Origin of the sequence: Erysipelothrix piscisicarius, assembly GCF_003931795.1 — a bacterium.
Taxonomy (GTDB): Bacteria; Bacillota_I; Bacilli_A; order Erysipelotrichales; family Erysipelotrichaceae; genus Erysipelothrix; species Erysipelothrix piscisicarius.
Genome location: NZ_CP034234.1, coordinates 621213 through 636390 on the forward strand (window position 1 = coordinate 621213; position 15178 = coordinate 636390).

Consider the following 15178-nt stretch of genomic DNA (forward strand, 5'->3'; position numbering starts at 1 on the left):
TGAAATGCATTTATGGATACAAAAAAGAGCCATCTTCTTAAAGTAGGCTCTTTTTATTCGCAAAGTAAGGTTTCACTAATGGCCAGTGCGCATGCTGCGCGGGCTCCATTTGCCTTGGAATAGGGTTTAATCTTTTTCTGAATTGTTTGTCGAGAGATGAATTCGGAATCGTGCTCGCGTATCTTATTGAGCAGTAATGTCGAAAGTTGCTCATCATCAAACAATTGACCGTGTAAATAAATAATATCCGTATCGAGGGTAACGATGATGTTATTAAGGGCAATGGCTAAAAAATTAATTGCATTTTCTAATAACTGTATGACTGCAGAATCGCCAAGATGATAGGCTTGCAGCAGGGTATCCATCGATAACTCATGTTCTTCGGTTACCAGTTGTTTGAGATAGGTGTTCGCAGAACTATTAAATAATAAACTTGTTTTGTGAAGCAACCATGTTTGACTCGCATAGGTTTGAAGGCAACCAATTTTACCACACTCACATTGTTCGCCAAATGGATTCACAACAAGATGTCCAATTTCTCCAACAAAGTAATTATTTCGTGCATACAGATTCCCTTGGTATATATATGAACAGAAGATTCCTCGTCTAAAATGTAAGAATAAGAAATTCGCATCCGTTTTATCATGTCCGAATAAACGTTCACGTATAGCCATCGCATTTACATTATTCTCAAAATAGACGGGATACTTTAAATGTTTCTTTAAATAATCCAGTGAGAAATTTGACCATGAATGGTTATTGGTTAAAATGTGGGATGATGATTTATCATAATGTCCTGGTATGGCAATGCCAATACTTGTGATGGGGGTATCGCGATGTTTATCCATAAAATCATGGATCGTCTTTACCAATAAGTCGTGACGAACATGGTCTGATTTAGAGAGTGTGTATGCCTCTTCAAAGAGAATTTCATTAAGGTTATCGGATAACGCTAAGGTGAAAGAGTGTTCAAATAACTCCACACCGAGATAATAGGAGTGATGGGGAAGAAGACCTAATAAAATTTTGCGTCTTCCTACACGTGTATTATCGGTATCCTCTCCGATTTCACAAATAATGTTATCGTTAATTAGGTGTTGGGTTAAATCACTAACAGTCGCGGGGGTAATGTGAAGCGACTTTGAAATATCAATGCGTGAAAGCGGTCCCTTTGAATATAATAAATCAAGGATTAAAGCCGTTTGCTTTGTTTTTGCTTTACTGAGTTGCATATTTCACCTCCATTAAGAACATTGTAACCTATTAATTATAATTTGTAATCATTAATGGGGGAAATTTAACAAAACCAACACAATTATCAAATGTAAGGCTTTACATTTAAGGTGAAGTGTTCTATAGTGTAGGTAGTTGGTAATATAAAATAATTAATTACTGAGATATTGCGCACATTTTCATTCTAATTGTTCTATATTATAACCAAAAGAGGAGGATATTATGAATAAAGTAGGAGATTTTTTAGAAGAAAAAGTTCTGCCTGTAGCAGCGAAACTTTCAAGTAATAAATTTTTAATTGCAATTCGTGATGGTATTACACTTTCAATGCCATTAATTATTATCGGTTCTATTTTTATGGTTATAGCAAGTTTTCCAGTACCAGGTTGGGAAGCATGGTTGGGAGATATTGGTGTTGCCGGCTATCTTTGGAAGGGTGTCGACAGTAGTTTTGGATTAGTTGGATTAATTTCAGCATTTGGTATTGCTTACAGTATTGCAGATCAGCACAACACAGATGGAATTTCAGCAGGGATTATTGCTTTATCAGCATTTATCGTTGTAACGCCATTTGTTAAGGGGGAAACAGGTGCTGGTATTGCGGTTGGACTTGTGGGTGCTCGTGGGCTCTTTGTAGCGATCATCTTAGCAATTATTAGTGGTCTTATCTACCAATGGTTTATCAATAATAATATTGAAATCAAAATGCCAGATACAGTACCACCTGCAGTTGCGAAAAGTTTTAGTGCAATTATTCCGGGTGCAGTGATTATTACAATGTGGTTAACCATCTTTGGTTTACTTGATAAATTTGGTTTACCAAACTTACATGATATTGCAGCTGTTGTGTTAGGAAAACCGTTTGGATTACTTGGAAATAACATTATTGGTACAATGATTGTTGTTGCATTTAACAGTATTTTCTGGTTCTTAGGAATTCACGGGGGCCATGTTGTAAACTCAATTATGAAACCAATTTGGATTGCAAACTTAGATGCGAACCGTGTTGCTTATCAAGCAGGCGAGGCATTACAACACATTATTACAGAACCATTTATGGATAACTTTGTATACATCGGTGGTGGTGGAGCCACAATCGGTCTTGTACTCGCAATTGCATACTATGCACGTAAGAAAAAAACAAGTTTACGTACTAAAGCTCTTGCGCCAATTACAGTTGTACCAGGACTCTTTAATATTAATGAGCCAACAATGTTTGGACTTCCAGTAGTGCTTAACTTATTATTAATTGTTCCATTCATCTTAGCACCAATGCTTAATGCACTTATTACTTATTTCGCAATGGCATCGGGACTTGTTCCTTTAACACGTACTGTAGCAACATGGACGATGCCTCCAGTAATCAGTGGATTCTTAACAACAGGTAGTATTCGTGGATCAATCTTACAAATTATCTTAATTGCACTTGATATTCTCTTATACTTACCATTCTTTGCAATGGTTGAAAAAGGATTTAAGGCAGCAGAAACAGCAGAATAGTAATTATTATATAGAAAGTGTGAAATGATGAAACGATTAATTAGTGCAAATACGAGTGATATTTTAAACATGACCGCTGAAGAACTTAAACAAAGTATTAAAGCGAGTGAGGGACGCGTAGTTTTATCGGAAAACTACGCTGCTCGCGAAAGCTTTGTGGGAGATATTAGTAACTCTGAGATTGCACGTGCATGTGGTGCAGACTTAATTTTACTCAATGGCGTCGATGTATTTAATCCGGATTTATTTGCAATTGAATGTATTGAAAAGAACTTTGTGGATGAGCTTCATCGTTTAGTTGGAGCGCCCATTGGTGTCAATTTAGAACCCATTGATCAAAATGCGGAAATGACGGAGTCACGTTTTGAGATTGCTTTAGGAAGACAGGCAACTGTAGAGACAATTGAAGAAATTGAACGTCGTAATTTTGATTTTGTTTGTTTTACGGGAAATCCAGGGACAGGGGTAACCAACGAAGCCATTATTTCTACCATTAAGATTGCGAAGGAGAAGTTCTCCGGGGTCATTATCGCAGGTAAAATGCATGGTGCTGGTGTTGTGGGACCAATTATTGATTTAGAAACGGTGGAAGCGTTTATTAATGCAGGCGCGGATGTGATTTTAGTCCCTGCTGTTGGAACGGTTCCAGGATTTGATGCGGATGAACTTAAAGAAATTGTGCAATTTGCACATGCCCGCGATACGTTAGTTATGAGTGCAATTGGAACGAGCCAAGAAGGATCAACTCAGAAATTATTGCGCAAATGTCAATTCAAAATAAGATTTGTGGCGTGGATATTCATCACATTGGTGACGCTGGATATGCAGGATTAGCTCCGGTTGAAAACATTTTTGCAATCGGTCAAGCAATTCGAGGTATTCGACACACATTGTCATCATGTGCCCGTTCAATAAATCGATAAACATTAATAAAGGAGCATGAAATGCGTAAAGGTTTAAAAAATATCGTTACAGTATTTATGGTTTTAGCTTTATCAATGACATCAATCTCAGCACTTGAGGGTGATGCTAAGAATTTAATTCAAGATGGTGATTTTGAACAAGGTGGAACTTCATGGACGCAACGCAATAAAGGCGAAGTTCAAGACAAAGTTTCATATGATGGAAAATATGCAGGGGTTTTGCCAAATACAGCAATTTCAGGCAACTTTGCAAATGGATTTATTGGTCAAGTTATTCGACTTGAACCGAATACAACTTATCACGTAAGTGCTTATGCGAAAGTAGATGTTAAAGGGGCGGATGCCATCTTTACAGCACGCTTTTGGAATGGCCAACAAGGTGATGTTATTAAGGGAGAAAACGGTCAAACCGTAGATCAACTTGTATCATCTACAGAATGGCAAAAAGTAAGTTATACATTTAATTCAGGTACGGAACAAGGAGCACTAATTCAACTTGTTAAGTGGTCTGAAAAAGAAGAAACAAAGCAATCCAATGCTTATATTGATAACGTTGTGGTAACGAAAGATTCAAATGTTTCAGAAGAAAAAGAAGATGACGTCTTTACAGAAGTGTGGCGTGATGATTTTGATCAAGAATCCCTAAATATGGAAGATTGGGGTTATGAACTGGGTTCGATTCGTGGTATTGAACAACAACATTATGTAAACAATCCAGAGAACGTATTTTTACGCGATGGTAACCTTGTGCTACGTGCAACCGATCGTGATGTTGCGGATCAATATTTACATCCACGTGATGCATCCCGGAAGGCAATTTATAATTCAGGAAGCATTCGTACGCATGGTCAACGCGAATTCTTATACGGAAAATTAGAAATTCGTGCAAAACTTCCAAAAGGAAGAGGTGCATTCCCAGCGTTTTGGACATTAGGTGCTGACTTTACACTTGATGGCAAGATTAAAGCGGAACAAGGTCGTGGATGGCCAAGCACGGGTGAAATTGATATTATGGAATTAATTGGTGAGGATCGCGATGGTGCTCATGGTAACCGTACTGTTTACCAAACCGTTCATTATTGCCCTGCTGAGGATAATGTAGGACGTTTTTCTGGAAATGGAACTGCGCATACCATTCCTCAAGGTAATTTTAATGACGAATTTCATACCTTTGCATTAAATTGGACCGAAGATACCCTTGAATGGTATGTTGATGATCAAAAAGTTCCTACTGTACCGTATGGACAAGATCCAATGGCTAAAGATATTTTCAACAAGCCGCAATACATTCAGCTAAACTTAGCGATGGGTGGCGCATGGCCTGGACCTGTAGGGGAAAACCTGGCCGGCACTGAGTTTGTGATTGATTCGGTATCGTATCAACAAACTGCTGCGCAAGCGAAAGCGGCTCAAGCATATTATGATCGTGCTCCCAAACTGGAGGGGGTTAAACCACTCACAGTTATGCAAGGAGGAACAATCAATCCACTTGAAGGCATTAATACTCTTGAAGGTTATGATTTAGATTTCTCAATAGAAGATACACCGATGTTTAATCCACGCGGTGGAAATTCAAATGTGAAACTTCTTGTAAAGGGTATGGATGAGATGGATCTTATTTCAAATCTTCCAGAAGGTACCTATAATCTTCATTATAGCGCAACACCTCAAGGGGTGGACTTAACACAAGATATTAAAACACCGGTTGCACGTCAAGCAACCACCCTGGTTGTTTCAAAGCAAGCCTTTCCTCAATCGTTTGAACTTGAAATAACCAAAGGCGATGCTTTATCAACGCTCACATTACCACAAGGATGGACATGGAAGAATCCAGATTTTGTTGTTAATGAAGCGGGAATGTTTACGGTTTTATTTGGCGTCAATAAGGACGAGCATTCCGTGCATGTATCACTTCGAACAATGACAGAAACACCCAAAGAAGAGAACAAACCTGCGGAAGTGCTTGGCGAGAAAAAAGACAAGGACGTCACATCAACGGAATCGACCCTACCGAATACGGGTCAATACACGTCAAGTTTCGCAATTGTGGTTGCGTTATCACTCACATGTATTGGTTATGTGCTTATAATGGGATAATACGCCTTAAATCAAACACTTATTTGGTGTTATCTTAATTTATCATTTTTTATCAAAACCATCTTGAAATCCCTTACTTTTTTCGGTAAAGTATAAACACTTGAGGAGGTAAAGTATGAAAAAGAAGGTTTTTGATTTTCTACAGCAATTAGGACGTACCTTTATGTTACCAATTGCTTTATTACCCTTTGCAGGACTTCTACTGGGGTTGGGTGCAACCTTTACCAATCCATCATTAATTGAAATGTATCATTTAGAAGGGATTTTAGCGCAAACGGGAGTGTTGTATAAAATTCTAGTAATTATGAAGTCTTGTGGTGAGATAGTCTTTGCGAACTTACCGCTTTTATTTGCAATCGGGGTTGCTTTTGGTATGGCACGAGAATCTAAGGAGGTTGCTGCACTTGCAGCTGCTATTGCGTATTTGATGATGAATGTAGCCATGGCATCCACGATTGAACAATTCGGTAATCTTGAACATTTAATGCAACCCTCGGGTTTGATTACCCATGTTTTAGGGATTGAAAATACATTAAATACAGGGGTGTTTGGTGGAATTATTGTGGGGGTTATGGTTTCGGTGCTCCATAATAAATTTTATCAAATTGAATTTAATGATGCATTTTCGTTTTTTAGTGGGACGCGATTTATTCCCATTATTTCATCCTTATTCGCAATTGGTTTAGGTATTCTTTTTGTTTGGATTTGGCCAAGCATTGCGTTTGGGATTGCTTCTCTAGGTGTCGCAATTTCAAAAATGGGGTATCTTGGAACCTTTATTTATGGATTTATTTATCGTGCGTTAATCCCGTTGGGATTACACCACGTCTTTTACTTACCTTTCTGGCAAACCGCTCTCGGTGGAAGTACGATGGTTGCGGGGACGGTTGTTGAAGGGGCACAAAATATTGTCTTTGCACAACTTGCGGCAGGGGTTCCGGTAGATCCGTCGTACGCACGCTTTTTCTCAGGATTGTTTCCTTTTATGATATTTGGATTTCCAGCAGCTGCACTTGCAATGTATAAAACGGCATATCCTGAAAATAAGGCAAAAGTTAAAGGCTTGTTGGTGTCTGCATCCATTACTTCAATTGTAACGGGAATTACGGAACCAATTGAATTTTCGTTCCTGTTTGCATCCCCATTCCTCTACTTTGGTGTACACGTTGTTTTGGCGGCATTATCATTTATGCTGATGCATATCCTTGCTGTTGGTGTGGGTCTTACCTTTTCGGGAGGGCTTCTTGATTTGATTTTATACGGGATTTTACCTGGAAATCAAATGACCCATTGGATTCCAATTGTCGCTGTTGGGTTTCTCTACGGTTTAATTTATTATTTTGTCTTTATATTCGCAATTAAAAAATTTGATCTAAAAACCCCGGGACGGGAGAAAAACGGGAATGTACAACTTTACACTAAAAAAGATTTAAACGATAAAGAGGATGTTTCCGCATTGATTGTGGAAGCGTTAGGTGGGCAAGCGAATATTGTCAGCGTTGATAATTGTGCGACACGACTTCGTATTGAAGTTACCGATGCAAGCCATGTAAACAAAGACCAATTGAGTCAAACGGGTGCTGCTGGATCATTAATCAGCGGGAATACCGTACAGGTTATCTATGGACCCAAAGTTACAAATATCAAGACGAAAATTGATCAATATCTCAATAAGAAATAAAGCACATCAGATCGATGTGCTTTTTTATCTAAGTATTTATTTTAGACATTTCGATACATATTATTGAACATCCTGTTTTGTTGATGACGCAGGTAGAAAAGCATGATATGACTTAGTTGTATAAGGAGGGGCTTATGGAATCTTACTCAAAGCGCACCATCACTCCTGAAGTAAAAGAGTATCAACTTCGTGACGGTGTCGTTCAACTGAAATCTAAAATCTTTATTAAAACTGAGCGTCTTATTTCAAAAGCAATCTACAAGCGCATTCAACAAAATCATAAAACCCTTGTCGATGTGGGTGGGGAGGATGTGACGACCCTTCGGATCTTACCTCTAAATCATGAAAACCTTCGTGGTAGTTATGCCATCACAATTGACGAGACCATTAAAATCTATGCAAACGATGAAGAAGGCCCCCTTTATGCAGTTCAAACACTTCTTAAATATGAACAAACCCATGGTGAACTTCAAAAAGGTAAGATTAAGGATGAACCCAGCGTAGAGGAGCGTGGTTTCCATTTGGATTGTGGACGTAAATATTTTACGCCGCAATGGATTCATCAACTGCTGGATACCTTAGCATGGCATAATTTTAATATGCTTCAATTACACTTTAGTGAAAACAAGGGCTTTCGCTTGGAATGTACACAGTACCCTGAAATCGAAAGCCAAAAAGCATTAAGCTTACAAGAACTTAAAGAAATTATGGAACTTGCGGATGAATACTGTATCGAAATTGTTCCGTCATTCGACAGTCCCGGTTATCTTAAACATGTTTTAAAATCATATCCGGATTATGCACTCCCTGGATCTGAGGGTGAAGCATGGGATATTACCAATCCAGACGCATTGAACATGATTTATGAGCTGTACGATTACTATGCCGAGGTCTTTCAAAAATCACGTTATTTCAATATTGGGGGTGATGAATTTATTGACTTTGAGCAGTTTGATGCGTTTCCAAAACTTAAGACCTATGCCCAAGACCAGCTAGACGGTAAAACGGGATACGATACGTATATTCATTACCTCAATACCATTACGTCACGACTGGAGGCAAAAGGATTTACGGTACGATTATGGAATGACGGTTTATATCGTCTTAATCAAAATCCTGCCATCGAGTTAAAGACGTCGATACAAGTCTGTTACTGGACCAAGTATAACCGATATATGGCACCGATAGAGGCGTTTGAAAACCGAGGCATTGCCTTGATTAACTTTCATGCTGAGAACTTCTATTATGTCTTACATCCTGAAGTGGGGGTAAAATGCATTGATCCACAAGGGTGGTTTGAAACATGGACCCCCAATCATTTTCCTTCCAATCAATTCACCCCGAACGTAACAGGTGCTTATTACTCATTATGGTGTGATGAGCCCGAACTTCAAAGCGAGGTTGAAATTATGAAACAAATCCATATGCCACTTTGTGCGATGGGCGCAAAATCATGGCGAAAAGAAAGTACAATGACTTATCAAACATTCATTCAAAAGGAGCAAATACCATGGACGCAAACCGATTAATACAAAAAGCACAAGCACTCTATCCAAACACTGATGTAAATCGAGCAAAAATACAGCTAAACCATCATGTACTTGAGAACTATGCATATGATGGCTATCAAATTCATTATGATGACGACTTAATTATTGTGGCTTCGAATACAGAACGGGGACATTTTTACGGTCTTTTGGATGTTTTTTCGGGCAATCCTTCCACAACACTCAATCAAGCAAAGGTAGCAGAACGTGGGTTGCATGTGGATATGGGTCGTAAATTTTTCAGTGAAGCATGGTTTATGGATACCATTGAGTTGATGGCACGCCTTAAACTCAATACATTACAGATGCATTTTTCAGAACATTTAGGCTTTCGTATTGAGTCAAAACGTTTTCCACAAATCGTATCAGCCGAGCATCTAAGTCATGATGCGATAAGACGGATCATTAAGCACGCGAACGATTATTATATCGATGTTATTCCATCGTTTGATTCACCCGGTCATCTTCAAGTTGTATTAGAAGCGTTCCCTGAATATTTAATGGAAAACACAACAATGGGACTTGATATTACCAATCCAGATGCCCGCGCCTTTATTAAAGAAATATACGATGAGATGGATGATTTATTTGAGACATCCACAAGTTTTCATATGGGAGCCGATGAGTTTATCGATTTTGGAAAATACGATGAGTTCCCGCAACTTGAAGCATATGCCAAGGAACACTTTGGTCCAAATGCGAAAGGCTTTGATACCTTCGTGGATTATGTTAATGATATCGCGTCTCACATTCAAGGTCGAGGTAAAACTGTTCGAGCTTGGAATGACGGTTTGTATCGCATCGACCAAGAACCCACTATAATCCTTAACAAAGACATCATCATTACCTATTGGACCAGTTGGAATCCTATGATGGCGCCGGTTCAAACCTTTGTGGATCGCGGTCATGATGTGGTGAATTATATCGATAGTCTACTGTATTTTGTTTTGGGGGAAAATGCAGGGTATACATATCCAACCGAAACAACCATCATGACATCCTTTGAACCAGAACGCTTTCCAAATCGTCATGAATCTTGCGAGGGGGATTTAGAACAAAGTGCCACAACCCTGGGTGCAATGTTTTCAATTTGGTGCGATAAACCGGAAGCTTATCGACTGAAGAAGTTGCCTTAAAGATTCAAGATCCGCTACGTGCATTTGCTTTAAAATGCTGGCATGAAAACTAAGATTAATAGGTGAATACCTATAATCCGTTTCTTGTGAGCTTCTTAAAATTTTCGTAAACTTTATGTATCAAGAGCCTATAATTCTTGATAATCGAGTACACAAGGTCTTGTAACGGTGTCTCCTGTTTAAGACCTTAAAAGACATGCTTACGCATTGAGATCCCTGCTTCCTTCTCGGTTGTGGTATTGATAGGATCAATGCGAAAAGGATGTCTTTTTTATAGTTTTTTTTGGATAAAGATAACTATAATTTGTTGATTTATTAGTATATTTTGTCGCTTATATCTCTGAAATGAAAGCGGTACACTTAATATGTAAAACAACAGCAAGACCTTTGAATTTATAGATGTTTGGGGTGAATCAATTGAAAAAAGTATTACGCAATATTAAAAAAAATGCACCGTTTCTTTTAATGGCACTACCTGGGGCAATTTGGATGATCTTCTTTTTCTATATTCCAGTCCTTGGAAACGTAGTCGCATTTAAGGAGTTCAGATTTTCTCCGGATGGATTTTTCGCAAGTCTGTATAACAGTAAGTGGGTAGGATTCCAGAACTTTAAGTTTCTGTTTGCTACCGACAATGCTTATATTATGACGCGCAATACCGTGTTGTATAACTTAGTCTTTATTATCGTCGGAACGTTTCTCGCAGTAGTCTTGGCTGTTATTATGAGTATGTTACGATCGAAGGAAAAAATAAAAGTATTTCAAACGACGATGTTATTTCCATACTTCTTATCCTGGGTTATCATAGGATTCTTTGTATATTCATTCTTAAGTCCTGATAAGGGTGCGTTAAACAGTATTTTAGCCATGATGGGTAAAGAACCTGTTAACTGGTATAATGAGCCAAAATATTGGCCGGTATTTATTGTAATTATCGGAATATGGAAGAATATCGGATATAACAGTATTATCTACTTTGCTTCCATTATGGGAATTGATCCAACGTATTATGAAGCAGCAATTGTGGATGGTGCCAACCGATGGCAACAAATTCGTCACGTTACGATTCCACAAATTATTCCATTAATCAGTATTATGTTGATTTTAGCGATTGGAAATATTATTCGCTCGGACTTTGGATTGTTCTATAACGTAACGCGTAACTCAGGTCCACTAAACCAAGTTACAATGGTTATTGATACGTATGTATATAAAGGCTTATCGGCATCGGGGGATTTAGGGATGTCATCCGCTGCGGGTTTATATCAATCCGTTGTAGGATTTGTGATGTTAGTTTCTGCTAATGCCATCATTCGCCGTGTTGATCCTGAATCAGGATTATTCTAGGAGGATGTATGAAAAAGAAGAAAATTGAAAAAGTAGAAGTAAGAAGTTTTAGTAAAAATACCGACCGCGTCTTTAATGTTATTATTGGATTATTCGCGTTATCTTGTATCTTTCCCTTTATCTTTGTAATTGTTGTTTCGTTTACTACGGAAACAGCATTGATGGTAAATGGTTACTCACTCTTTCCAAAAGAAGTAAGTCTGGATGGATACAAATTCTTATATGACTTTAAAGGACAACTTTTAAATTCATTTGGTATTACGGTATTTATTACGGTTGTTGGGACACTGATTAATACAACCTTTACATCAACGTATGCGTATGCAATCTCACGTCCAAACTTCAAATACCGTCGTTTCTTTACCAAATTCGCATTACTCACAATGTTATTCAGTGCGGGAATGATTCCCAACTACATTGTGATGACTAAATTATTGGGACTTAAGGATACGGTCTGGGCATTAATTCTGCCAATGGCTTTAAGTCCATTTAATATCATCGTCATGAAAACATTCTTTAAACGGACCGTTCCGGACGCAATCATTGAATCAGCCCGTATTGATGGCGCAAGTGAGTTTCGTATTTTTATTCAAATAGTTTTACCACTTGCGGTTCCTGGTATCGCAACCATTAGTTTATTTGCGGCACTGGCTTTCTGGAACGACTGGTTTAATGCACTCTTGTATATCAACTCTAAATCCTTATACCCGCTTCAATACTTATTGATGAAGATTCAATCAAATCTTGATTATATCTCACAAAATGTAGGGTTATCTGGAATTAACAGTGGTATCGGTTTACCGAAAGAATCTGCACGTATGGCGATGGTTGTTCTGTCCACATTGCCGATCGCAGTATCTTATCCATTCTTCCAGAAATACTTTGTCAGTGGTTTAACCATTGGGGGCGTAAAGGAATAAGAGCGATATAAACAGCTTTGCCTAATTATGATATTTTATAGAGGAGGAACATCATGAAAAAAGGCGTTTTTAAAACGTTTACAGTTTTAATGGCTGCTTTACTTGTATTAACAGGTTGTGGCAAAAAAACTGATAAACCAGAGGGAGAAGTTGTAACGTTACAACTTTATCAAGTAGGGGATGCACCCAAAAATCTTGATGAATTAACGGATGCAATCAATAAAATTTCTGAAGAAGAAATTGGGGTTAAAGTTAAATTTAACTACATTGGTTGGGGAGACTATGAACAAAAAATGTCTGTAATGGTTACAGCAGGTGATGAGTTTGACTTAGCATTTGCGAATAACTATACCATTAACGCACAAAAAGGTGCTTATGCAGACTTAACCGATTTAGTCAAAGAACACGCGAAAGAGTTCTTTGATTCCGTAGATCCAATTTACTACGATGGTAACGTAATTGACGGTAAACTATACGGTTTCCCAATTAACGGGAACGTGTTTGCACAACAAATGCTTACATTTAACTCCGATTACCTAAACAAATACAATATTGATGTATCAAACATCAACAGCTACGCAGATGCGGAAGCAGCACTTCAAACGGTAAAAGATAATGAACCTGAAGTAGCACCATTCGCAATCGGTAGTGGCTACAAAGCAACTCTTGGAAACTTTGACTATATTTTAGGTGATAAGTTACCATTTGCAATCAACCTTGATGGCGATACAACAAAAATTGTGAATGCTTATGAAACATCACAAGGTATGGAAACCTTAAAACAAATTCACGGACTTTACAAAAAAGGATTAATTCCTCAAGATGCAGCAACGTCCACAACCGGATATGCACTTGAAAGTCCAGTATGGTTTATGCGACAAGAAACACAAGGACCTGCAGACTATGGTGATTCTCTACTATCACAAGTAGCGGGTAAAGAAATTATTTCACGTCCATTAAACAAACCTTTAAAATCTACAGCTCAAGCACAAATGGGTAACTTTATCGTTGCAATCAACTCAAAACATAAAGTTGAATCGGTAAAATGGTTAAACTTATTAAATACCAATGCACAAATGATGAATACATTGATCTATGGTATTGAAGGCGAAGCATGGAAAAAATAGATGATAACCACTTAGAATTATTAGATGGTTATAAAGAAGATAATCATATGGCTGCATGGAATACAGGGAACAGTGCCCTTTTACTCCAACAAGCTAAGATTACCGATGAAATGATTGCGAAACGTGCAGAAGATACTAAAAATGCACCTGTTTCACCAATCTTAGGCTTTAACTTCAAGACAGATGAAGTTAAAACAGAGATCAGTGCTTTAATGAACGTTATGGAAGAATACTCAGCAGTTATCAATACGGGAACGGTTGATCCAGAAGTTAAAGTTCCAGAATTTGTGGAAAAACTTAAAGCAGCAGGTTGGGATAAAGTCTTGGATGAAATGCAATCACAATACGATGCATTCCAAGCAAGTAAATAATAAATAAATTGAACAAAGAGCACAAATTGGGGTATCGTTTGATATCCCGATTTGTGCTATGATTATCATGTCAGGGGGTCTATTTCTATGGTTGCTTCAACAATAACAAACGTCTTTGAACGCGTTTATACCGTTATGAAGATGAGTTTAATGTTTTGGGCACTCACCTTAATGGGTGGTGTTATTTTAGGTGTTGGTCCAGCGTTTCTTGTTTTGATGGATTTGTATCATGAACACGGTTGGGAATATCGTGGTTATGCATGGCGTAATCTTGTGTCATGTTTCAAAACTCACTTTAAACGTGGAATGCGTTACTGTATGCTGTTTTGGTACCGCAAATCTTGATTGGGTATAATGTGTACCTTGCAACGCAAGTGAAACATCCATTATTTTTTGTGTTAGATTTTGTCTTGATTGCAATGTTTATATTCCTATCAATTGCATATATCTACGGTTTGGTTTTAAATGCCGCATTTGAGATTGAATTCTATAACCTTATTAAACTGAGTGTTATTTCTGTATTCGTAAATTTTTTCAAAATCTTTCGTATCGTTATGTTAATGATGTGTGTACTCGCACTAACATATCGATATAAGGGATTAATTCTTTTTGGTAGTATTGGAATCTATATTGCGCTTATGCATTGGAGTCTAAACGGTTGGATCCATGAAGTTGATGAAAAGATTGAAATCCTTTAACGCGAATACAGAAAACACAAGTTTAATGAAAAAATTGATTAAGTCTTATTCGGTTATCTTAATCATCATCATTACAATTTTCGCGATTACGGTAGGGTATGTCACATCAAAACGAGACTACGATGAGGCGGTACTACAGAATAAAGCAATCAGTCAAAAAATGACGGAAATTATTGAAAGTTATGAGCAGGATCTGCGTAAAATTGTTTTTGATTTGTTTAGACGCGGATCATGTACAAAGTATGAAAGATTACTTTTATATGGATCTGCCTACGTATTATACGCAACAATTATCACAAGACCCCTTTATCTTCTTTCCTAAAGATATTCAGAAACTCTACGATCGTTATGATGGGATTGAGGGGTTTATGATTACTTTAAATAATTCAAACGATTTGTATTATTCGCATACCTTACAGAAAATGGGTTATAACCCAAAGCGTGTTCCCAATATTGGTGAACAACTTATGTTTCATCGAATCTTAACCAATTATGATTCATATGATCCTGTAGGGATTATCGATCTCATTGCGGATTCACAAAGCATTAATACACAAATTGATTCCATCAATCATTCCGTGCCACGTTAAATCTATAT

General features: G+C 37.7%; 14 protein-coding genes and 1 pseudogene. 14 read left to right on the top strand and 1 reads right to left on the bottom strand.

What is annotated here, in order from left to right; translation table 11 throughout:
* Window positions 1-53: 53 nt before the first annotated feature.
* Entirely contained in the window at window positions 54-1232 is a 1179-nt protein-coding gene (locus EEI45_RS03045) for an ROK family transcriptional regulator (protein WP_125164102.1), read from the bottom strand.
* 223 nt (window positions 1233-1455) lie between these two features.
* Between EEI45_RS03045 and EEI45_RS03050 the strand changes: the two genes are divergently transcribed.
* The 14 genes and pseudogenes from EEI45_RS03050 to EEI45_RS09010 all read left to right on the top strand — a co-directional run bounded on the left by EEI45_RS03050 (window position 1456) and on the right by EEI45_RS09010 (window position 15170).
* Window positions 1456-2733, top strand: a complete 1278-nt coding sequence (locus EEI45_RS03050) for a PTS sugar transporter subunit IIC (RefSeq protein WP_125164103.1) — start codon at window positions 1456-1458, stop codon at window positions 2731-2733.
* A 69-nt stretch (window positions 2734-2802) separates the two neighbouring features.
* Window positions 2803-3656 (top strand): annotated as a pseudogene (locus EEI45_RS03055) (DUF7916 family protein).
* Window positions 3657-3677: 21 nt separating this feature from the next.
* Window positions 3678-5753, top strand: a complete 2076-nt coding sequence (locus tag EEI45_RS03060) for a family 16 glycosylhydrolase (protein WP_125164104.1) — start codon at window positions 3678-3680, stop codon at window positions 5751-5753.
* A gap of 115 nt (window positions 5754-5868) precedes the next feature.
* Window positions 5869-7434 carry a PTS transporter subunit EIIC gene (locus EEI45_RS03065; RefSeq protein WP_125164105.1) on the top strand — a complete coding sequence of 522 codons (1566 nt, stop codon included), beginning with the start codon at window positions 5869-5871 and terminating at the stop codon, window positions 7432-7434.
* Between the two features lie 134 nt (window positions 7435-7568).
* Window positions 7569-8963, top strand: coding sequence for a family 20 glycosylhydrolase (locus tag EEI45_RS03070; RefSeq protein ID WP_125164106.1), 1395 nt, complete (start codon window positions 7569-7571; stop codon window positions 8961-8963).
* A complete protein-coding gene (locus EEI45_RS03075; RefSeq protein WP_228410487.1) occupies window positions 8945-10117 on the top strand; it encodes a family 20 glycosylhydrolase in 1173 nt (390 codons plus the stop codon). Before EEI45_RS03070 ends, EEI45_RS03075 begins: the two co-directional genes overlap by 19 nt.
* Window positions 10118-10525: 408 nt before the next feature.
* Window positions 10526-11464 (top strand): ABC transporter permease, encoded by a 939-nt coding sequence (locus tag EEI45_RS03080; RefSeq protein ID WP_228410488.1) that lies wholly within the window; start codon window positions 10526-10528, stop codon window positions 11462-11464.
* 8 nt (window positions 11465-11472) lie between these two features.
* Window positions 11473-12384, top strand: a complete 912-nt coding sequence (locus EEI45_RS03085) for a carbohydrate ABC transporter permease (protein ID WP_125164108.1) — start codon at window positions 11473-11475, stop codon at window positions 12382-12384.
* Between the two features lie 53 nt (window positions 12385-12437).
* Window positions 12438-13511, top strand: coding sequence for an ABC transporter substrate-binding protein (locus tag EEI45_RS03090; RefSeq protein WP_228410489.1), 1074 nt, complete (start codon window positions 12438-12440; stop codon window positions 13509-13511).
* Window positions 13499-13882, top strand: coding sequence for a DUF3502 domain-containing protein (locus tag EEI45_RS08990; protein WP_228410490.1), 384 nt, complete (start codon window positions 13499-13501; stop codon window positions 13880-13882). The genes EEI45_RS03090 and EEI45_RS08990 overlap by 13 nt, the downstream gene beginning before the upstream one ends.
* Window positions 13883-13969: 87 nt before the next feature.
* Window positions 13970-14227: a DUF624 domain-containing protein gene (locus EEI45_RS08995; RefSeq protein ID WP_228410491.1), complete on the top strand. Its 258-nt coding sequence runs from the start codon at window positions 13970-13972 to the stop codon at window positions 14225-14227.
* Window positions 14224-14580 carry a hypothetical protein gene (locus EEI45_RS09000; protein WP_228410492.1) on the top strand — a complete coding sequence of 119 codons (357 nt, stop codon included), beginning with the start codon at window positions 14224-14226 and terminating at the stop codon, window positions 14578-14580. Before EEI45_RS08995 ends, EEI45_RS09000 begins: the two co-directional genes overlap by 4 nt.
* Window positions 14581-14605: 25 nt before the next feature.
* A complete protein-coding gene (locus tag EEI45_RS09005) occupies window positions 14606-14902 on the top strand; it encodes a hypothetical protein (protein WP_228410493.1) in 297 nt (98 codons plus the stop codon).
* A complete protein-coding gene (locus EEI45_RS09010; RefSeq protein WP_228410494.1) occupies window positions 14823-15170 on the top strand; it encodes a hypothetical protein in 348 nt (115 codons plus the stop codon). Before EEI45_RS09005 ends, EEI45_RS09010 begins: the two co-directional genes overlap by 80 nt.
* Window positions 15171-15178: the final 8 nt, after the last annotated feature.